The sequence below is a fragment of the Rhodococcus sp. WAY2 genome (assembly GCF_009859915.1).
In the GTDB taxonomy this organism is placed as follows: Bacteria; Actinomycetota; Actinomycetes; order Mycobacteriales; family Mycobacteriaceae; genus Rhodococcus_F; species Rhodococcus_F oxybenzonivorans.
This window is the reverse complement of the sequence record NZ_CP046572.1, coordinates 5447079-5465822: the sequence shown is the minus strand read 5'-3', so window position 1 is coordinate 5465822 and position 18744 is coordinate 5447079. Positions and strand designations below refer to the sequence as shown.

Sequence of the window (18744 nt, the reverse complement as noted above, 5' to 3'; positions counted from 1 at the left end):
GGTCTTCTCCCTCTGTGGACAGGTACGTCTCAGGCCGAAGGGCTGAGGTAGACGGTCTTCTCGGCTTGGTAGAACTGCATCATCGAGTCGCCCGCCTGTTCCTTGTGGGTTTGCGTGCTCGACGCCTTGTATCCGCCGAACGGCGCGTTCATGCTCATGCCGGTGGTGGGCTGGTTGATCTTCACCAGGCCCGATTCGGAACGGCCGGCGAAAGCGAGTGCCTTGGTCACGTCGTTGGTGACAATTCCCGCGCTGAGTCCGAACTCCGTGTCGTTCGCGAGTGCGACCGCCTCGTCGAATCCGGACGCTCGCAGGAAGACCAGCAGTGGTCCGAACACTTCTTCCGTGACCACCCGCATGTCGGGGCTGCCACCGGCGAACACGGTGGGGACGGCGAAATAGCCGTTCCCACTGTCGAGACTTGCTCCGCCGCAGGCCAGTTCGGCGCCTTCATCATGGGCGATCTGCACGTACTCGAGAAATTTGGAGAGCTGCCCCGCGCTCGCGAGAGCCCCCATCCCCACACCTGGGTCGGCGCCCGGACCAACGGTGATCCCTTTTGCAAGCTCCACCACGCGGTCCAGCAACCGGTCGTGGATCTCGTTCACCGCGATCACCCGGCTGGTGCCTGTGCACGCCTGCCCGGACAAACCGAAGGCGCCCTTGACGATCAGTGCGGCCGCCTTGTCCACGTCGGCGTCACCCAGGACCACGACGGGGTTCTTGCCGCCCATCTCCAGCTGACTGCGGCGAGACGGGCCCACTGCCGCGTGGATAGCGCGGCCCACCTGGGTGGAGCCCGTGAACGTCACGGCATCGACGCGTTCGTCCGCCGCGACCGCGGCACCGGCACGACCGGAACCCTGGACCAGGGCGAGGGCACCGGCCGGAAGTCCCCCGGCGAGCAGCGCCTCGACCAACCGCTGTCCCATCAACGGTGTGAGCTCGGACGGTTTGAACACCACCACATTGCCGGCAGCCAGCGCCGGTCCGAGTTTGCGCGACGGAATGTTGAGGGGGAAGTTCCACGGGGTGATCGCCCCGACGATTCCGACGGGTTCGCGCAGGGTAATGACGAGTCCCTCACCCGGGGTGGGGTACGTACTGCCGGTGGTGCGGAGGGCTTCGCCGGCGTAGAAGCGCAGATTCATCGGCGTGCGACCGACTTCCATGGTCGCCTCCGCGCGGGTCTTGCCCTCCTCCCGGACGAGTTCGTCGACGAGTTCGCCTGCGCGCGCCTCGAGGTGCGCGGCCGCGGCCTCGAGGATCGCCGCGCGGCGTTCTGGGGGCGTCGCGGCCCACTGCGGCGCCGCCTTGTCCACCGCGCTGACGGCGGCATCCACGTCCGCCGCGGTCGAGTCCGGGAACACGCCGATCACGTCGTCGTGGTCGGCGGGGTTGCGCCGCTCGAACGTCGCTCCGGAAGACGACGGGACCCACTGCCCGTCAATGAGATTGAGTCCCTCGATCATGACATCGTCACCATTTCCTCGTCGTCCTCGTCCATCAGGTCGAACAGATCGACATCCTCGTCCGCCAACCGGGTCGGTGCGATCGACCTGCCGATCAGTTCTCTGGCCGCGCTGATCTCGTCGCCGCGGTCGAGCGCGAAGGCGCCGCGCACGACACCGCCGTCCAGGTAGAAGGCGGTGAACTCGCCGCCGTCGGCGCTGCCCCGGAGAACAAGGTCGGTGTAGCGGGCGGTGCCGGTGAACTGAATGTTCTTACCGAACTGATCGGACCAGAACCAGTGCGCGGGGTCCACCACCCCGACGCGTCCGAGCATCAGGTTCGCGGTCGCCGCCCCCTGCTTGCTCGCGTTGTCGAAGTGTTCGACGCGAACGTGTCTGCCTGCCACGTCGGAGAATCGCGCTGCCACGTCGCCGGCGGCGTACACGTGTGGAATCGAGGTCCGCCCCTGCGCATCCACGAGGATCCCGCCGTCGACCGCCAGTCCGGAAGCCTGCGCGACCTCGACGTTGGGGACGATCCCGATTCCCACCACCACGACGTCGGCCTGAAGCACCTCCCCGCCCTCGAGGGCGATGAGTACGCCGTCCGGTCGGGTCGTCACGGTGTCGACCCGGACGCCACCGCGGACGGTGACTCCGTTCTCCCGCTGCAACCGAGTACAGACGTCGCCCATCTCGGGTCCGAGAATTCGGGCGAGAGGAACCGGGTCCGCCTCGAGGACGGTCACCTCCACCCCCAGGGATTTTGCAGTGGCGGCAATTTCGAGTCCAACGAAGCCTCCTCCGATCAACACCAGGCCGACACCGGGACGAAGGTGGGCGGCGAGCCGTTCGGCGTCGTCGATTGTCCGCAGATAGTGCACCCGTTCGGGGGCAGGACCGTGCACCGGCATCGTGCGCGGCCTGCCACCGGTGGCGACGAGCACGGCATCGGCCGCAAGGCTCCGGCCGCCGGACAGTTCGACCGACCCGGCGCTCACGTCGATCCGGGTCACTTTCGTGCCGGTGAGGAGTTCGACGTTCTGCTTGTCTCGCCACGCGTCGGGAAGGAGCATCAACGATTCGCGATCCTCCTGCCCGGCAAGGAATTCCTTGGACAGCGGCGGGCGCTGATACGGCGCGTGCGGCTCGTCGCCGACGAGGAGGATCCTGCCGTCGAACCCTCGGCGCCGCAGGGTGCGCGCCGCGACGGCAGCGGTCTGGCCGGCGCCGATGGAGACGATGGTGTTCAACGTCATGGGGTCACTCGCTCTCTCAGTCGACTTCGGCCGGCGAAGTCGTGGTCTCGGCGTAATCGGGGCTTCGGGTGAGATCCACGTAGACGACGTCATCCTCGACCTTCACCGCGTAGGTCGGCTGGCACAGGTCCTGGTCCTCCTCGTAGCCGGTGTCGAGGTCGAACGCCCACTGGTGGCCTGGGCAGATGACCCGCCCGTGCAGCAGGGTTCCTTTCGCCAGTGACCGATCCTGATGGATGCATAGATCACGAAAGGCGTAGATCCGGTCGTCCGCCTGGAACAGGGCGACCGCGGTGTCCCCGACCTCGACGCGAAGCTTCCGGTGGCGACCGAGCTCACGCACGGTGATCAGCCGGGTCCAATTCGTCTCCATCGTTCTCTCCTGTCGGTCGAGATACCCGCGTCCGGAGGGGCCCCGATGTGGGCCCCTCCGGACGCACGGTCATGCGGTCGCGAGCTCGAGGTCGGTTGCCACGTAGGTGTCGTAGAGACCCTTCGTGTACGAGAAGCGCATCTCGGCTCCCCACTGCACGAGTTGCAGGCAACGCTGTTGCAGCTGCGGGGTATCCGCATGGTCGAGCACGATCTGGTATCCACGCTCACCGTGCACGACGTCCGACGTGATGTGCAGGTCGAAGAACTCGATCTCGTCCTCGGTGAACCCGTACACCTCGCGCAGAGGGATGATCTGCTTCTTGTAGATGCTCGGAACCTGAGACTCGAGTCCGACGACGAGCGCGGCGGTGGCCACGACGAAGTGTTCACGCTGCGACACCGCGTAGCACCAGGACTGGAGTCCGCGGGTGATCGCGTTCATGTTCGACGGATCCTCGACTCGTTCCTTCGTGGTGCCGCACGCCTCGGCAAACTTGATGAGGAGGTCGGTGTGCCGGATGTCGGCCAGTTCCTCCTCGTACATGTTCTGGAGGGTGAAATCCTTGGCATTGGTGAAGGTGTCGGGAGTATTCGAGTAGATGTTCGCGAGGTAGTCAGCGAAGGGGCCGACGTAGTGGTAGTGGTTCTCCGCCCACCGCGCGAAATGATGCTTCTCTAGCTTGCCCTCGGCCCACGCCTTGCTGAACGAGGCGTTCTTCGCCTCGCGGCCCTTGATGGCGTTCTCCAGAGCTGCGCGGAATTCGTCCCTGCCTAGAAGTTCGGTCATGATGTGCCTCGTCTTCCTCGAGTGTGAGATTGGTTGGGGATGCTCCGACTGGAGTGGTTTCGACGTTATCGACTCGCGGCCTGCCCGACGACGGTCGAAGTGACTGCGTTGGAACGGTTTCGATGTGCAAGTTGTCGGCACATCGTGGCAGTCAGCTGGATACTGCGGCGAGGGCTTCGAACTCGGCCAGCATCGCTGCTCCGACCGCCTTGTCCTGCGTGCCGTTTCCGCCGCTGATACCGACGCCGCCGACGATCTGGCCGTCGAAGACGAGGGGAAATCCGCCGACGAACACCGCGAACTTGCCCGGCAGCATCTGGCTGATGCCGAATGCCTCGTTCCCGGGCAACGCGGGACCGTCGGGGGCCTCGTTGAACAGGTGCGTTGCCCGCTCGTGGCCGGCAGCGGTGAACGCTTTGGCGATCGCGATATCGACGCCGGTCAGGCGCGCTCCGGGCAGTCGGTGCAAGGCCAGCACGTTGCCGCCGTCGTCGCAGACGCACAGGGTCTGCTTGACGCCGATTTCCTCGGCCTTCGCGCGTCCCGCTGCGAGCAGTGGAAGTGCGTCGTCGAGGGTGATTCGGTGAACCTGGTGCATTTGTTCTTCTCCGTTGCGTATTCGGGAGGAAGTGATGCACCGATTTCTATCACCGGCATAGCCGGAGGAACCATGGTCAAACTATCCGGCAATTTCGGCGAAGTCAGGGCATAGTGCATAGGAAGTGCAGGCGCGCGCTCCGCCATACTGCACTTTTCGACACACCCGAGGAGGGCCGTAGTGGACGACACCACGACACCGAACGCGGAGGACGAGCGACTGTCTTTAGGCGGCCTGCTGGAAGAACCCCTGCTTGCGTCGGCCCGGTTGCTGTCCGGCACGGATGCGCTGCGCGGCCCGGTGACGTGGTGCCTGCCGTGGGGTGAGGTGATGAGCCGGCCCGACTCGCTTGCCGAGGTCGCTGTGTACACCCGGCCGGAAACCCTGTCCTCGCACCGGCGTGAACTCGAATCACTGGTGGCACGGGGTGCCGGGGTCCTTCTTGTCGACGGGTCGGCGCCCGCCGGCACGGTCTGGCCGGCCGGACTCACGGTCGTGGAGCTGGGATTTCCCGTCGGGTTCACCGCACTCAACCGGCTCCTCGCCGAGCGCGCACTCACCCAGGAAGCGCACGTGATGCGCTATGCGCTCACCGTGCACCAGTCGCTCGCCGGGTTGCTGCACCGCGGAGCGGGTCTGCCCATGCTGATCCGCGAGGTCGCGACGCTGACCTCGGACGTCGCTGTCGCCCTAGACGTCCGGGGACGCCTCCTCGCGCACTCGGGTCTACCGGACGCCGAGGACGCGGGCACCGTCGCCCTGCTGGACGCTCTCGCGGACGACCTGCCGCGGCTCGAAGAGTCGCCGCCGGCACGGATGCACAACGTGCACGTGTTGCGCCTGGAGCATCCGGATGGACTGTTCGCACCCACGACGGCGGTCGCCGGGGCCATGCAACTCGCAGGCCGTTACGAGGGCTGGGTCGTGGTCATCGTGCCCGGCGTGAACCCCCGCAGGCACGACATCGCGCAGCACCGGGTGGTCGTCGAACAGGCCGGGACGATCATCGGCACCGAGATGCTTCGGCAGCGGAGCGTGGACGAGGCCGAGGAGCGAGCACGCGGCGACTTCGTCCAGGCCCTCGTGCACGGCAACTTCGCCAACGACCACGACCTGCGGACCCGGGCCGCGCTGCACGAGATCGATCTGGACCTGCACTACATCGTCTTCGTCGCTCCCGGCCTCGTCGACCGGGCGTCGGGACGGCCCGGCGCGAGCATGGTCCGGTTGGCTCGGTACGCCGCCGGAGTCCTGCCGCGTCCGGGCGTACGTTCTCACGTCACTGTCATCGGCGACGTGCTCGTGGTGATCCGATCGCTGAGTTCCGCCGACGTGCCCGGCGTCGAATCCGAGATCAGCGAGTACGCGCACGCCATGTCGCTCGATCTCGAAGCTCGTTTGGGTCAGCGGATTCCGGTGGCCCACGGACGTCCGGCGGCGGGCGCCCGCGACATCGGGGAAAGCTATCGCGAGGCCCGGATCACGCTGGGCATCGCCCAGCGACTCGGGCTGTCCGGTTCGGTGGCCTACAACGACCTGCGGGGCTTCAGCGTGCTCGCCCGCGCGACCGATACCGACGAGAGCCGACGGCTCATCCGTGACGTCCTCGGCCCCCTTCGGGCGTCGAATATGCACGCCGACACCGAGGAGTTGCTGTTCGCCTACCTCGAGGAGGGCGGCAACATCAACGCGGCGGCGCGGCGCCTCCGGATCCACCGGAACACGATGATCGCCAAGCTCGATCGCACGTCTCGGCTCATCGGCATGGACATCCGGGAACCCGAGAACCAGTTCACGCTGTGGCTGGCGCTCCGTCTCGATCTGCTTTCCCAGGTGCAGGCCACCGTCAACCACGAGATCGTGACCCGCTAGCTCTCAGACCGCCACCGGGTCCTCGCCGACGAACGTCCCGGCCAATCCGGCGAGCACGACGAGGGCCGCCACCACGAACAGCAGTCCGTACGGATCGGCCGCCAGATGCACCGCCACGCCCACCCAGGCGGCACCGACGGCCGAGCCACCGAAGCGGATGAGGTTGAACAGTCCCAGACCGGTTCCGACGGCCCCCGCGGGCGAACGGGTCGAACCGGCCGCGGCGGGCGTCTGGACCATGCCGATCCCCACTCCGGCGACGACGAGCACGGCGCCGACGGCGACCGGGTTCCGGATGTCGACCGACAGCGTGATCGCCAGTGCCACTTGGCTACCGATCAAGATCGTCAGACCGGACCGCATCACCACCCGGGCCCCGATCCTGTCGACGAGACGGCCGACGACGGGCGCCGCGCACGTCATGACGACCGGCAGCACGAAGAGCATCAGACCCGCCTGTGTGGTCGAACTGCCCGAGCCCGTCAGGTAGAGCGGAAGCGCGAGCAGCAGGGCGCCGAGCGCGAACATCTGGGTGAAGGCGGCGAGAGCGCTGCGCAGGAAACGCGATTCGATCACCAGGTCGATAGGCACGAACGGGTTCGCCGCCCGCCGGCAATGGATCACGAACCCGGCCGTGACGACAACTCCGGCGCCGATAGTTGCGGCGGCCGTCCAGGCGGGCACCTGCTCCATCGAGACGGTCGTGAGGCCGAGGATGAGCAGGACCGCGCCGAGCGTGACGGCGAACGCCCCGATCACGTCGAGTCGCATCTTCTTGCCGGGGTAGCGCGGAATGTAGCGGAGGGTCGCGGCGAACCCGATGAGGGCCACCGGCACCAGTGGCACGAATACCCACCGCCAGCCCCACAAGTCGCTGACGATTCCGCCCATGGACGGGCCGACGGCCTGACCGATTCCGTTTACCGCCGCCCAGGCGCCGACGGCGCGCGCCCGCCGCGCGGGTCCGAACAACCACGCGATCAGGCCCATGACCGCGGGCGCGAACGCGGCCGCCGCGATCCCGCCGAGTGAACGCCAGATCACGAGCACCGGCAGGGACGGCGCGAGCGCCGCGCCGAGCGAGCAGACCGCGGTTCCCAGCAGGGCGGCGCAGTACACACGCCTGCGACCGAACCGGTCACCGATCCACCCGGCCAGTGGCATCGTCGCCGCGAAGGTGAGGAGGAATCCGACGACGACGAAGATGCCGCTACCGAGACCGGCGTCGAAGTCGGTGAGGATCGCGTTCAACGGGACGTTGACGATGTTGTTGCTGACCGTGCCGACGAACGTTCCGGCGAGCAGCGCCGCCAACGCGGGCGACGTGCCGGGTCCGCGTTCGCCACCCGCAGTTGCACTCTGAGCCTGACCGACCGCCGTGTTCATAGAGTCCACTTTCATCCGAGAATTCGCGTTTCGGCGATGCCATTTCCCGCCATACCCATGCCGCACCACGCCCGCCATATTTGGATAGGCAGGCCTAATTATGAACACGGGATTCCGTGAAACGGCTTCTGTCGAGCATTCCTTTACTTGCGCGTGACAACAAGCAATATCGGCGAAAAATGCCGGGCACAATGCACAAATACGCTGGGTCATCGATGTGCACTCTGGACGTTGACCCTGGAAAACGCCCCGCGCAGTATCACTGCACTGTGACTAGTGCCACTAGTCTGTATCTATTTCGAAGGGCGCACCGTGGATGTAAGTCTCACCGCCGCACATTGGGTGTATCTCGGAGGAATCATTGTCATCCTCGGGACGATGCTCATGCGGAAGAACATCGTCGTTCCCGCCGTCATCGGCACCTTCCTAACCGCCTTCGTGTTCTCCGGCAGCCTCGTCACCGGTCTCGCGTCGATCTTCAATGCGAGCCTTGTCGCCGCCCGCGAGCTGTTCAACATCTTCCTCATCATCTCGTTGGTGACGGCGATGCTCGGCGCCCTCCGGCAGATGGGGGCCGACAGGCTGATGGTCGCCCCGTTCCGGCGCGTCATGCGCGGCGGCACCAGTAGCTTCATCGTCCTGGCCGTCGTCACCTACACGATCTCGCTGTTCTTCTGGCCCACCCCCGCGGTTCCGTTGATCGGAGCCGTCCTCATCCCCGTCGCCATCCGCGCGGGCCTTCCACCGATGGCGGTCGGGATGGCGATCGCCATCTGCGGGCAGGGCATGGCACTGTCCTCGGACTACATCATCAAGGTGGCGCCCGGCCTGTCGGCGAAGTCGGCGGGAGTCGATCCGGACGTCGTCGCGGACCGCGCCCTGGTGATGTCCCTGATCGTCGGTTGCACAGCGCTCCTCATCACCTATTTCACGCAGCGTAGGCACATGCGCCGCCCCGCACCAGAACTGCTCACCGACTGGGAGTCACGCGCGGAGAGCGACTTCGGCAAGCCCCGCGACGACTCCCCCGACGGCGGTGCGACCCCTACCGGCGGCAGCGCGATCAGTCGCGCACCGGCAGAAGCGGCGACGAGTGCGGCTCCCCCGACGTCGACGGCCGTCCTCGCCGAACCCGTCACGGCCTCCGCCCGGCAGGTCATCGACGGCACGTTCCGGAGCATCCGCGCCGCAAAAACTTTCGCAGTACTCGTGCCCACCGCGTATCTGGCGTTCATCGTCTACCTGATGGTCGGCAAATTCACCGACCTGGTGCCCGACCTCAAGGGCGGCGACGCGGCCGCGATGGTCGGCGGCATCGCCGCGCTCATCCTGTTCGCCGCGGCCGCGACCAACGACAAGAAGGGCTTCCTCGAGACGACATCCGAGCATCTGATCGACGGCCTGGTCTTCGCGTTCAAGGCGATGGGCATCGTGATCCCGATCGCCGGATTCTTCTTCATCGGCAACGGTGACTTCTCCGCCGCAATTCTGGGACTTCCCGCGGACGTGACCGGTCCGACGCTGCTCTTCGACCTGGTGAACGCCGCCCAGTCCCACCTGCCGCAGAACGCCTTCGTCACGTCGTTCGGCATTCTCGCCATCGGAATGATCGCGGGGCTAGAGGGTTCCGGATTCACCGGGCTCCCACTGACCGGGTCGCTCGCGGGCGCGCTCGGGCCCGCTGTCGGTATGGATCCCGCAACCTTGGCGGCGATCGGTCAGATGGGGAACATCTGGTCCGGCGGCGGCACGCTCGTCGCCTGGTCGTCGTTGATCGCGGTCGCCGGCTTCGCCCGGGTTCCGGTCCTCGAACTCGCCCGGAAATGTTTCGTGCCGGTGGTGTCCGGCCTCGTGCTCTCCACCGCGCTGTCCGTACTGATCTTCTGACGGCTCGACGGCCTCGGTGGGCGATTCCCACCGAGGTCACGCGCGCAGTCGATCCGCATTCGTGAGGATCGCAGCACGCAGTGCCTGCTCCGGTTCGCTGAGAACACTCCGGCGGGCCTCCAACACGAATTCGACGTCGACCGCCGGCCCCCATTCGTCGCGAGAGCGCATCCGCACCGGAGCCAGCCCGGCGGGTGGAAGCGTCTCGGCATGGAACACGACGCCGAGACCTGCAAGGCAGGCGGCCCGCAGCCCGTTCAAACTGTCCGTCACACAGGTCACCCGCGCACCGCGTCCAGACCTCTCCAGGACGTCGAGCGCCGCTTCCCTCGTGATCGACGGCGGCGGATACGTCACCAGGGGCACCGGCCCCTCTGCATCCGGAACGAAGTCGGGGGCCGCGAAGAACGCCAACCGGTCGGTCCACACCAATTCGCCGTGCCGCTCTCCTCTGCGACGCTTCCCGAAGACCAGGTCCAGCTGGCCTTCGCGCAGTTGCCGAAACAACACTTCGCTCAACGCCACCGTGAGTTCGAGATCCACCAGTGGATGGCTGCGGCGGAATTCGCCCAGAACTTGCGGGAGCTCGTGCAGAACCAGATCTTCGGATGCCCCGAACCGGACGCGCCCTCGCACACCGGATTGCGTGAAGTAACGCTCGGCGTCCGAGTGCCGCTCGAGTATCGATGTCGCGAAACCCACCATCACGGAGCCGTCCGCAGTCAGCTCGACCGAATGCGTGTCCCGCAGAAACAGGCGGCGCCCGGCCGCCAGTTCCAACTTCCCCACGTGCTGGCTGACCGTCGATTGCCGCAGATTCAGGCGCCGGGCCGCGGCGGTGAAACTCCGGGTGCGCGCGACCGCCAGGAAACTCCGCAGATGAACCGGATCAAACATCACCCATTGTTATCACGATTCGGCATTACAGTAAACGCAGCCATCGTCTTTCGAAATATCCGCGCGTTCCTTACGGTCGAACCATGCTGACGAAGATCCCGCTACTCGGAAGACTCGATCCTTTCATTCTCGGCATCCTGATCACCGTCGGGATCGCCAGCCTGGTGCCCGCAGACGGCACGGCCCTGACCGCGTTCACCTGGGCCACGAAGGTTGCCGTCGGAATTCTGTTCTTCCTCTACGGCGCCCGGCTCTCCACCCAGGAGGCGCTGCACGGTCTGCGCCACTGGCGCATCCACCTCACCATCCTGGCGGCGACGTTCGTGATTTTCCCGCTACTCGGAATCGCTGCGCGCCTGCTGGTCCCGACGATTTTGACCCAACCGCTGTACCTCGGCCTCCTCTATGTCTGCCTCCTGCCGTCGACGGTCCAGTCATCGATCGCCTTTGTATCGATCGCCCGAGGTAATGTGCCCGGCGCGATCGTCAGCGCCTCGTTCTCCAACATCCTCGGCATCTTCGTCACTCCGCTCCTCGTGGCATTGCTGATGACGAGTGAGGGGGCTGGATTCGACGCGTCCTCCGCGATCGGCATCCTCGTCATGCTCCTGCTGCCGTTCATCGCCGGACAGGCCGTGCGACGGTGGATCGGCCCCTGGGTGAAGAAGCACGGCGCGCCCCTCAAGCTGGTTGATCGGGGATCGATCCTGCTGGTCGTCTACGTCGCATTCAGTGAAGGAATGAACGAGGGTATCTGGGGCACGCTGTCCGTCGGCCGACTCCTCGGCCTGCTCGCGGTCTGCACGGTGCTGCTCGCCGTGGTCCTGTCCGTCACCTGGTTCGGGTCGAAGCGCCTCGGTTTCGACCGGGCCGATCAGATCACGATCACGTTCTGCGGATCGAAGAAGAGCCTCGCCACCGGTCTTCCGATGGCCACCGTCCTGTTCGCCAGCCAGCCGATCGGCCTGATAGTGCTGCCGCTCATGCTGTTCCACCAACTGCAGTTGCTCGTGTGCGCGTGGATGGCGGGCCGGATGGCACGGCGCGCCGCCGACGAGACGGAACTCGCGACGACCAGTTCGCGCTAGCCGGGAATCAGTCGGCCAGCACAGCCTTCAGGAAGGTCTTGGTGCGCTCGTTCTTCGGCGCGGTGAAGATCGTCGCCGGGCAGCGTCTACGTAACTCATACTTCCTGCCACTGATGTGGCAGAGGTTGGAGAAGTACGTACTTCACGGCTACCCGTAACAACATGCGATGCTGGTGCGGGTTTGACCGTGTCCCACACCGACGCTCGAGGTGCAGGAACGATTCTTCTTTGATTCACCCCCGCCTGGGGTGTCGCGGTGGGAACACTGCGGCGGACCCGGCGATGACGCGGGCGGCTCGGGGTGGGGCTGGTCTTGTCGCGGCACTGCCGGACCGGCGCATGTTCGGCGATCCGGATCTGTGGGTTTTGTCCGCGTTTGCGGATTGCTGCGCGGCGCCCCAGTAGGGCACGTTTGGCGAGGTTCACCCCCGCTACGTGGTCACGATTGCCGCCGACCTTGCACTTCGCGCACCATGCCCGGTGGTAGCCGCCCGGGCGGGAGAGTGTTTCGTTACAGCCCGGGCACAGCGCCGAGGTGCCGCGGGCCGGGACGGACACCACCGTCACACCGGCCCCTGTGGCTGTGTGTGCGAGAGCGTCGACGGCTTTACGGCGGGCGGACTGCGCGGCCCGGTTGTTGTTCACCCGGCCGTGTCCCCGCGTTTCGAGGGTGGTGAGGTCTTCCACCCCGATCACTGCCGCACCTGCCGCGGCGGCGTACTCGACGATGTGACGGGCGAAGTGAAACGCTAATTCGCGGTTGATCTTGCCCCGTTTGACACCGACCGCGGCGCGGTGGGCGTCGAGGACCGCGATCTTGCCTTCAAGTTCGGCGCGCACCTCGGGTGGTGCGGTCGCGGCGAGCCGCGTCAGGCGTGCGGCTTTGCGGTGCAGGTGTTGGCCTTCCGCTTGGAGGCGGGCCAGTTTGATTCCCAGGCCCCGGTCGTCGTAGGTGAAGCCCCGGTAGTCCGAGACCAGTCCGTCGGGGCGTTCGGTGACGATCGCAGCGGCTCCGAGGGTGGCTGGCGACCAATCCACTCCCACCGCGGTTGCTCCTCCGCTCAGATCGGCAGTGGGTATCTGTTCGGTGGCCGCGCAGCGCAGCAGCAGGCCACGGTGGTCGAGGACGAGGGTCGGCAGATGCCAATCCGTGATCGCTCTGGTGTGCAGGTGCGGTGGGATCGCGGCGGTCAACCGGACCCTGCGCCAGTGCGCCCGACCTGCCGGGGCCTCGTATGTGGGAAGTTTGACCGTCAACGTCATGACGGCGTCGGTGACGGCGATCTGGGAGAGTTGCTTGTCGGCGGCGGCGAGCCTGGCCATCACCGATGTTCGCGGCGGTGTCTGCACATCGGTGATGCGTAGGCGTTCATGGCTCGCACTTTCGGCCCGGCGGGAGCGCGCTGCGAGGTGGCGTGCCACGCCGCGCGCGAAGCCGGCCGGCACATAGTCGCCGGCCGCAGTCGGCGGCGCCAGTCGGCGGGTAGCCGGGTCGAACCTGGCCGACAGGGCACTGATGGCGTGGTCCCGGTACGCCAAGGTGCGTAGCGTGCCGACCGCCTGGGCGGTGACCACCCGGGTCACCCGCGACGGCACGTACACCCCGGTCGGGTAGGACGGGTTCCACCCCAGACGCGCCGCAGTGACATGCCCCTGTGCCGGGAGCCGCCGGCCTTGACTGTCACGTCCGGCGGTAAGGGTATCGAAGGTGGCCGGTTGCCACAACCTCGACACCAACTCCGATTGCGCGGCGCCGATCAGGTCGAGCAGCCACCGAACACGAAGGTCGATCTCGTCGAGCCCGATCGGGGCGCCGGTAGCGTCGTCGACCGCCGCGTACGGGCGGGTGGTGTACGAGAACTGGCGTGGCACGGTACATCCGGCCTCGGCAACGGTCATGCCGCCTCACTGAGTACGACAGTCAGCGATGCGCGCGGTGCCTCGTGCTTCGGACAGCAGCAATGTCCTGTTCCGCCGCAAGGTCCAGCGTGCACCCACCAGGTACGGTCATCGTGGGGGTTTCCTCCGACCACCCGCAACTCCGGATCTTCCGCTGCAGCTCCCTTGACGAAGTCTTTCGACGCGCGGAACACGATGTCGTCGACGGTGATCATCTCGTCGTCGTTGAGCCGCAGCTTCCCGGCGTCTTCTGCGTGTCCACCGTCTTCGTCGGGTTACCCCCGCAAACCGTGCTGCCGCATCGGCCGAGAAGACGGCGTTGATTCAGCCTCGACCGCAAGCTATAGAACCGGCCCGAAAACGACGCCGGCAACGCCATAAAGTCATCGATCAACTCTTCCCCCACCGATGTGTCGTCATGCTCCCGCAGGACCTCGACCGTAACCCCGACCACCGACAAGTAGCGTCGATCCACGCGACACCGAACCGAGGCCGACCGATCCCGCCACACCACCCGCACCACGGTGAAGTGACCCTTGGCGGCGTCGTCGAGCATCCGGTCCCAAACCGGCCGGCGTTTCCCGCACACCGAACCGCGATCCTTGTACACCCGATACACGACCCCGGTGGCGCTCTCGCGCAACATCTTCTCCTGGATGGCGAGCGAGGACTCCTGCCCAGTCTTGCCGGACACCCTGCAGTACAACGCTTCCACCCGGTCGACCGGAACCTTGTCAGTGGCAGATCGGCCGAGATGGGCGTCGAGGTCAGCGCGGTCGAAGACTCGTTGACCGGAACCCGTACGCCGGGAGGGCAACCGGCCTTCCGACGCGGCCTTGCAAACTCCCACGACTGACAGTTCAGCTACACGCGGCCTCACCCATTCACATGAAACGGAGAGTAGCAGACAGGATCAGGAGGTATCAGAGACTACGTCAACTGTTGAGAGCCTTCCTCCACGATTCGGCCCGCGTCGAACATCATCACCCGGTTCGACACGTCCCGCGCGAACTGCACCTCGTTCGTGAGAATCAGCATTGTGATGTCGGTGGTGCGCGCTACGTTCCAGGAGCAGCCGGATACCGCTGCCCAGCAGATTGTGATCCGCATCCCCTCCCTCGTTCGTGCCCGAATCAGGTCGCCCTCGAATTCGGCAACCATTGCCAGGACGTTGAACAGCAGGTGACCGACCGGATCGGTGGGATCCTGCAACGAGGCTCCGATCTGCGGGCACGCGTTCCGGGCCGTGAGCTCATCAACGATGTCCCGGGCATCGGGCAACGAACGGGCCAGACGATCCAAACTTGGTCACCACGAGTGTGTCGGTGTTCCGGCACGCTGCAAGGGCGTTCTGCAGTCCGGGCCGTTGACGATTGGTTCCGGTCAAGCCATGGTCGACGTAGATCCGTTCCGGTGACACCCCGAGCGCGAGCAGTGCGTGCTGCTGTGCGGTCATGTCTTGTTGATCGGTGGACACTCGTGCATACCCGATGTACATCGCTGAATCCCATCTCTCGGACGCACAACGCTGAAGGGGTTGTGCTTGGGAATCAACGGTCGAACATCATTGACGACGGCGACTAGCCCAGTGCGGGACAGCCCAGAGCAGGGGCACGGCCGCTTCCTGTGCAGCGTCTCAAAATGCCACCGGCAGTGAGATGCTCCAACCATGTAGGGTCTCGCGGCTGATGTCGTAATCTCACGGGCCGCGTCGTACCAGTACGACATCACCGTGAGACTAGCGCGTGGGTGCTGCTCAGCGCCTCGTCTCGTACCTGGTCAGGACCACGCCGCCTGGAAACGTCCGCGTCTCCACCAGGTTCAGGTTCACCCAGCTGTCCAGCGCGGTGAAGAACGGCGTGCCGCTGCCTACCAGGACCGGATAGGCGGCGATCACGTACTCGTCGATCAACCCGGCGCGCATGGCCGACCCGGCGAGCGTTGCGCCGCCGATGTTCATGGGGCCGCCGTCCTCGGCCTTGAGCCGGGTGATCTCGGCGATCGCGTCGCCGGTGACCAGGCGGGTGTTCCAGTCGACCTTGTCGATCGTCGAGGAGAACACCACCTTCGGCGTGTCCCGCCAGTTCCGCGCGAACTCGATCTCCGCCGGGGTGGCGTTGGGTTGTTGGTCGCCGGTCGGCCAGTAGGAGCTCATCGTCTCCCACAGCTTGCGCCCATACAGCGACAGGCCACACGCCTGCTCGTGGTCGAGCCACCACTGGAACAGCTCGTCGCTCGGCGGTCCGCCCCAACTGATGTCGTCGCCGGCCGCGGCGATGTAGCCGTCCAGGGTCAAATTCATGCCGTAGATCAGTTTCCGCATGGCACAGCCTTTCCGTCCGTGGGTGTCCGACGTATAGACCAGCGCGGCGCGGGAAACTCATCGGTGCGCGATCTGGGCTCGCCGGTAGTCCTCGTGCTCGGGGCTCAGCGTGGCGTACTCGGCCGACTCTGGCAAGCCGCCTGATCTCGACCGTTCGCAGTGCCTACGCTGTTCTGGGCAGGGCCGCGCCGGCATGCGCCTGCTTCCGCAGGGCCTCGAGATTCTGTCGCATCTGGGGTCGCATGTCCCGATGCTGCGGGAGCAGACGCTAATCGAGCGAGGGCAGTGGGCGGTACGGCAGTCGGTCGATCCGATACGAAACCGTCCCGGCAGCCATGCGCAGCGGCGGCACTCGGGGCTGCGTTCGTCGATGCGCGTGACGCCGGTGACCGCGTCGTACAGCTGCCGGGCTTTCGGTGCTGCTTTCACACTCGGCCCTTCGGGACGTGCACCTCCTCCGCCGTCAGACGGACGGCGCAGTGGCCATGCGGTCGGCGGCGCCGCGTAGTGCGCGTGAGATCGCGTACATGGCGGGGGTGTACTGGCGGCGGGCGAGAGAGGCGATGTAGATGACGCGCGTCGGCACACGGTCCTGCTCACGAAAAGTCACCGTCCGGACGTCCGGCCGGTGGTAGGCCACGGCGAGCCTCGGAACCATGGCGATTCCGACGCCGGCAGCGACCATCGCTTCGATCTCCTGGTAGTCGTGGGCTTCGTAGACGACGTCGGGTTCGAATCCGGCTGCGCGGCAACTACGGAGAAGAACCTCCCCTGCCGGATGATCGTTGCTTCGGATGATCCAACGAGCATCGCAAAGTTCCGGGAGCGCGATCTCGTCGTCGCTCCGATGATCGATGGGCAGCAACAGGACCGTCTCGTCCTCCATCAACGATTCCAGCGACAGCGACCGCTCGGCTTCCTCGGTCCACGAGTAGCTCCACAGCAACGCCAGATCCACCTCGCTCGAGTGCAGCATGTCGAGAAGTTGCGGGCGTACCGCCGAACGCACGCGCACGTCGACTTCAGGCCACCGTGAGTGGTACTCCTTCAGCGCGTCAGAGAGCAGCGACGCGCTGACCGTAGGGAAAGAACCGAGCCGCACAGACCCGCGCTGCAGGCCACGGATCGCTTCGAGATCGCCGCTCGCGGCGCGCATCTCGCGTCGGAACAGGCGAGCGCGGCTGGTCAGGACTTCACCGGCCTCGGTGAGCTGGACCCCACGGGGCAGCCGGGTGAGCACCGGCTGCTTGATGCTGTGTTCGAGCTTGGCGATGCGCTGCGACGCGGCCGAAGGGGTCATCCGAGCGCGCTCGGCACCGGCAGTCAACGAACCCGCTTCCGCAATGTCGAGCAACAGGAACAGCGTGACGACGTCGAATGAGTGCTGCACTCGACCTCCCGACTTCAGTTGAGCTAAAGGGATCAGTAGCGAAACGGTATTGCCCTTAAGCCGGTGCCGTCAATAGTGTGATTTGGACGACGTTCAAGCGCTGAATGTGACCTTCTGCCCACGCCTGGAAAGCTCTCTTATGACCTCCATCGAGATCCTCCCGCTCATCGCGCTCGTTGCGATGTTCGCGATCGCCACCTTCTTTCCGATCAACATCGGCATTCTCGGCTTCATCGGCGCTTTCGTCGTCGGCTATTTCGCACTCGGGTACGACGACAAGGAAATTCTCACCGCGTTTCCGAGTTCGATCGTGCTCACCATCGTCGGAGTGACCTACTTCTTCGGCATGGCCAAGCGCAACGGCACCATCGACCTGCTGGTCAACAGCTGCATTCGTGCGGTGAACGGACGGGTCACGGTCGTTCCCTGGGTGTTCTTCTTCACCGCATCCGTGCTCACCGCACTGGGAACATTCAGTCCCGCCGCCGTCGCTCTGATCATCCCTGCCGCGATGGCGTTCGCCGCCCGCACTCACATGAGCCCGCTGGTCATGGGCATCATGGTCATCAACGGGGCCCACGCCGGCGCCTTCTCGCCGATCTCCGTCTCCGGTGTCCTGGTCCGAGACATCGTCGAGTCGAACGGTCTCTCCATCGCCCCGTGGACGTTGTTCGTCTCCAGTTACGGCATCAACCTGCTGCTCTCGGTGCTGACGGTGGTCGGCTACGCCGCGCTCGCCCGCACCCGAGGACTGGAGTTCTCCGCAACCGGGTCGACTGATGCCGCGCCCCTCGGCGGTTCACGTGACGGCGCGCCGCACCGGACGACACTGCCCACGGGCGGCGGCAGCAGCAGCTCGGGAGCACCGGGCACGCGAGTACTCACGCGGCCGGTCTCGACCACCCTCATCGATGCACCCGCACCCGTTACCCGCGCCCAAAAGCTGACGCTGTTCCTCATCGGGGCCCTGTTGGTACTGGTCCTGGTCCTGCATCTGCCGATCAGCTTCATAGCCATCGCGGCGGGAGCAGTCCTGGCGTTCACCGATCTGAAGAAGCAGAACGACGCGATCGCGGACATCAGCTGGTCGACGGTCCTCCTCGTGGCGGGCATGGTCACCTACATCTCCATCCTGCAAGAGGTGGGCACCATCGACCACCTGGCAGAGATGGCCATCACCATCGGCGCACCGCTCATCGTCGCGTTCGTGCTCTGCTACGTCATCGGCGTCACCTCCGCCTTCGCATCCTCCACAGCACTGCTCGCCGCGGTGATTCCGCTCGCCATGCCGCTGCTGGGAACGGGAGCGCTACCAGTGGTCGGTGTCGTCGCCGCTCTCGCCATCTCCGCCACCGTCGTCGACGTGTCCCCGTTCTCGACGAACGGCGCCCTCGTTCTGGCCAATGCCCAGAACATCGAGCGGCCGCGCTTCTACCGTCAGCTGCTGCTCAACGCAGGCATCGTCGTCGCCGTCGCCCCGGCGCTGTGCTGGCTGATCCTGGTCGTCGTGCCGGCACTGCTCTGACTCTTAA

General features: G+C 65.8%; 15 protein-coding genes and 2 pseudogenes. 4 read left to right on the top strand and 13 right to left on the bottom strand.

Features of this window, described 5'->3' with window-relative positions; genetic code table 11:
• Positions 1–29: 29 nt before the first annotated feature.
• From GFS60_RS24550 to GFS60_RS24530, 5 genes are all read right to left on the bottom strand, one after another.
• Complete coding sequence (locus GFS60_RS24550; protein ID WP_159925320.1) at positions 30–1472, bottom strand: aldehyde dehydrogenase family protein; 1443 nt, start codon at positions 1470–1472, stop codon at positions 30–32.
• Positions 1469–2710, bottom strand: coding sequence for an NAD(P)/FAD-dependent oxidoreductase (locus GFS60_RS24545; protein WP_159925318.1), 1242 nt, complete (start codon positions 2708–2710; stop codon positions 1469–1471). Before GFS60_RS24545 ends, GFS60_RS24550 begins: the two co-directional genes overlap by 4 nt.
• Positions 2711–2726: 16 nt before the next feature.
• Positions 2727–3083 carry a Rieske (2Fe-2S) protein gene (locus GFS60_RS24540; RefSeq protein WP_159925316.1) on the bottom strand — a complete coding sequence of 119 codons (357 nt, stop codon included), beginning with the start codon at positions 3081–3083 and terminating at the stop codon, positions 2727–2729.
• Between the two features lie 69 nt (positions 3084–3152).
• Positions 3153–3872 (bottom strand): TenA family transcriptional regulator, encoded by a 720-nt coding sequence (locus GFS60_RS24535; RefSeq protein ID WP_159925314.1) that lies wholly within the window; start codon positions 3870–3872, stop codon positions 3153–3155.
• A gap of 151 nt (positions 3873–4023) precedes the next feature.
• Positions 4024–4470, bottom strand: a complete 447-nt coding sequence (locus GFS60_RS24530) for a GlcG/HbpS family heme-binding protein (protein WP_159925312.1) — start codon at positions 4468–4470, stop codon at positions 4024–4026.
• Between the two features lie 180 nt (positions 4471–4650).
• Here GFS60_RS24530 and GFS60_RS24525 point away from each other — a divergent pair, with 180 nt between their 5' ends.
• Complete coding sequence (locus GFS60_RS24525) at positions 4651–6342, top strand: PucR family transcriptional regulator (protein WP_159925310.1); 1692 nt, start codon at positions 4651–4653, stop codon at positions 6340–6342.
• 3 nt (positions 6343–6345) lie between these two features.
• On the opposite strand, the gene GFS60_RS24520 is transcribed toward GFS60_RS24525, so the two are convergent.
• Positions 6346–7728: an MFS transporter gene (locus GFS60_RS24520; RefSeq protein WP_159925308.1), complete on the bottom strand. Its 1383-nt coding sequence runs from the start codon at positions 7726–7728 to the stop codon at positions 6346–6348.
• A gap of 312 nt (positions 7729–8040) precedes the next feature.
• Here GFS60_RS24520 and GFS60_RS24515 point away from each other — a divergent pair, with 312 nt between their 5' ends.
• Positions 8041–9615, top strand: coding sequence for a hypothetical protein (locus tag GFS60_RS24515; RefSeq protein WP_159925306.1), 1575 nt, complete (start codon positions 8041–8043; stop codon positions 9613–9615).
• Positions 9616–9651: 36 nt separating this feature from the next.
• Here GFS60_RS24515 and GFS60_RS24510 read toward each other — a convergent pair whose 3' ends face one another.
• On the bottom strand, positions 9652–10512 hold the full coding sequence (locus tag GFS60_RS24510; protein ID WP_159925304.1) for a LysR family transcriptional regulator: 861 nt from the start codon (positions 10510–10512) through the stop codon (positions 9652–9654).
• An 83-nt stretch (positions 10513–10595) separates the two neighbouring features.
• Here GFS60_RS24510 and GFS60_RS24505 point away from each other — a divergent pair, with 83 nt between their 5' ends.
• Positions 10596–11600: a bile acid:sodium symporter family protein gene (locus tag GFS60_RS24505; RefSeq protein WP_159925302.1), complete on the top strand. Its 1005-nt coding sequence runs from the start codon at positions 10596–10598 to the stop codon at positions 11598–11600.
• A gap of 27 nt (positions 11601–11627) precedes the next feature.
• Here the strand turns inward: GFS60_RS24505 and GFS60_RS24500 are convergent, their stop codons facing one another.
• From GFS60_RS24500 to GFS60_RS24475, 6 genes and pseudogenes are all read right to left on the bottom strand, one after another.
• Complete coding sequence (locus tag GFS60_RS24500) at positions 11628–13499, bottom strand: zinc ribbon domain-containing protein (RefSeq protein WP_159925300.1); 1872 nt, start codon at positions 13497–13499, stop codon at positions 11628–11630.
• A gap of 211 nt (positions 13500–13710) precedes the next feature.
• On the bottom strand, positions 13711–14349 hold the full coding sequence (locus GFS60_RS24495) for a recombinase family protein (protein WP_159925298.1): 639 nt from the start codon (positions 14347–14349) through the stop codon (positions 13711–13713).
• Positions 14350–14429: 80 nt separating this feature from the next.
• Positions 14430–14564, bottom strand: a pseudogene (locus tag GFS60_RS38680) (L-cystine ABC transporter ATP-binding protein YecC); the annotation flags it as partial.
• A 36-nt stretch (positions 14565–14600) separates the two neighbouring features.
• Positions 14601–14997, bottom strand: a pseudogene (locus GFS60_RS24490) (recombinase family protein); the annotation flags it as partial.
• 258 nt (positions 14998–15255) lie between these two features.
• The gene (locus GFS60_RS24485; protein WP_159925296.1) at positions 15256–15822 is read right to left on the bottom strand and encodes a dihydrofolate reductase family protein; all 567 of its coding nucleotides are present in this window, start codon (positions 15820–15822) and stop codon (positions 15256–15258) included.
• Positions 15823–16285: 463 nt separating this feature from the next.
• The gene (locus tag GFS60_RS24475; protein WP_159925294.1) at positions 16286–17212 is read right to left on the bottom strand and encodes a LysR family transcriptional regulator; all 927 of its coding nucleotides are present in this window, start codon (positions 17210–17212) and stop codon (positions 16286–16288) included.
• A gap of 139 nt (positions 17213–17351) precedes the next feature.
• Here GFS60_RS24475 and GFS60_RS24470 point away from each other — a divergent pair, with 139 nt between their 5' ends.
• Entirely contained in the window at positions 17352–18737 is a 1386-nt protein-coding gene (locus GFS60_RS24470; protein ID WP_159925292.1) for an SLC13 family permease, read from the top strand.
• Positions 18738–18744: the final 7 nt, after the last annotated feature.

Coding starts and splice junctions, on each gene's coding strand:
- GFS60_RS24550 (WP_159925320.1), bottom strand. CDS start 1,472: ATGATCGAGGGACTCAATCTCATTGACGGGCAGTGGGTCCCGTCGTCT.
- GFS60_RS24545 (WP_159925318.1), bottom strand. CDS start 2,710: ATGACGTTGAACACCATCGTCTCCATCGGCGCCGGCCAGACCGCTGCC.
- GFS60_RS24540 (WP_159925316.1), bottom strand. CDS start 3,083: ATGGAGACGAATTGGACCCGGCTGATCACCGTGCGTGAGCTCGGTCGC.
- GFS60_RS24535 (WP_159925314.1), bottom strand. CDS start 3,872: ATGACCGAACTTCTAGGCAGGGACGAATTCCGCGCAGCTCTGGAGAAC.
- GFS60_RS24530 (WP_159925312.1), bottom strand. CDS start 4,470: ATGCACCAGGTTCACCGAATCACCCTCGACGACGCACTTCCACTGCTC.
- GFS60_RS24520 (WP_159925308.1), bottom strand. CDS start 7,728: ATGAACACGGCGGTCGGTCAGGCTCAGAGTGCAACTGCGGGTGGCGAA.
- GFS60_RS24510 (WP_159925304.1), bottom strand. CDS start 10,512: ATGTTTGATCCGGTTCATCTGCGGAGTTTCCTGGCGGTCGCGCGCACC.
- GFS60_RS24505 (WP_159925302.1), top strand. CDS start 10,596: ATGCTGACGAAGATCCCGCTACTCGGAAGACTCGATCCTTTCATTCTC.
- GFS60_RS24500 (WP_159925300.1), bottom strand. CDS start 13,499: ATGACCGTTGCCGAGGCCGGATGTACCGTGCCACGCCAGTTCTCGTAC.
- GFS60_RS24485 (WP_159925296.1), bottom strand. CDS start 15,822: ATGCGGAAACTGATCTACGGCATGAATTTGACCCTGGACGGCTACATC.
- GFS60_RS24470 (WP_159925292.1), top strand. CDS start 17,352: ATGACCTCCATCGAGATCCTCCCGCTCATCGCGCTCGTTGCGATGTTC.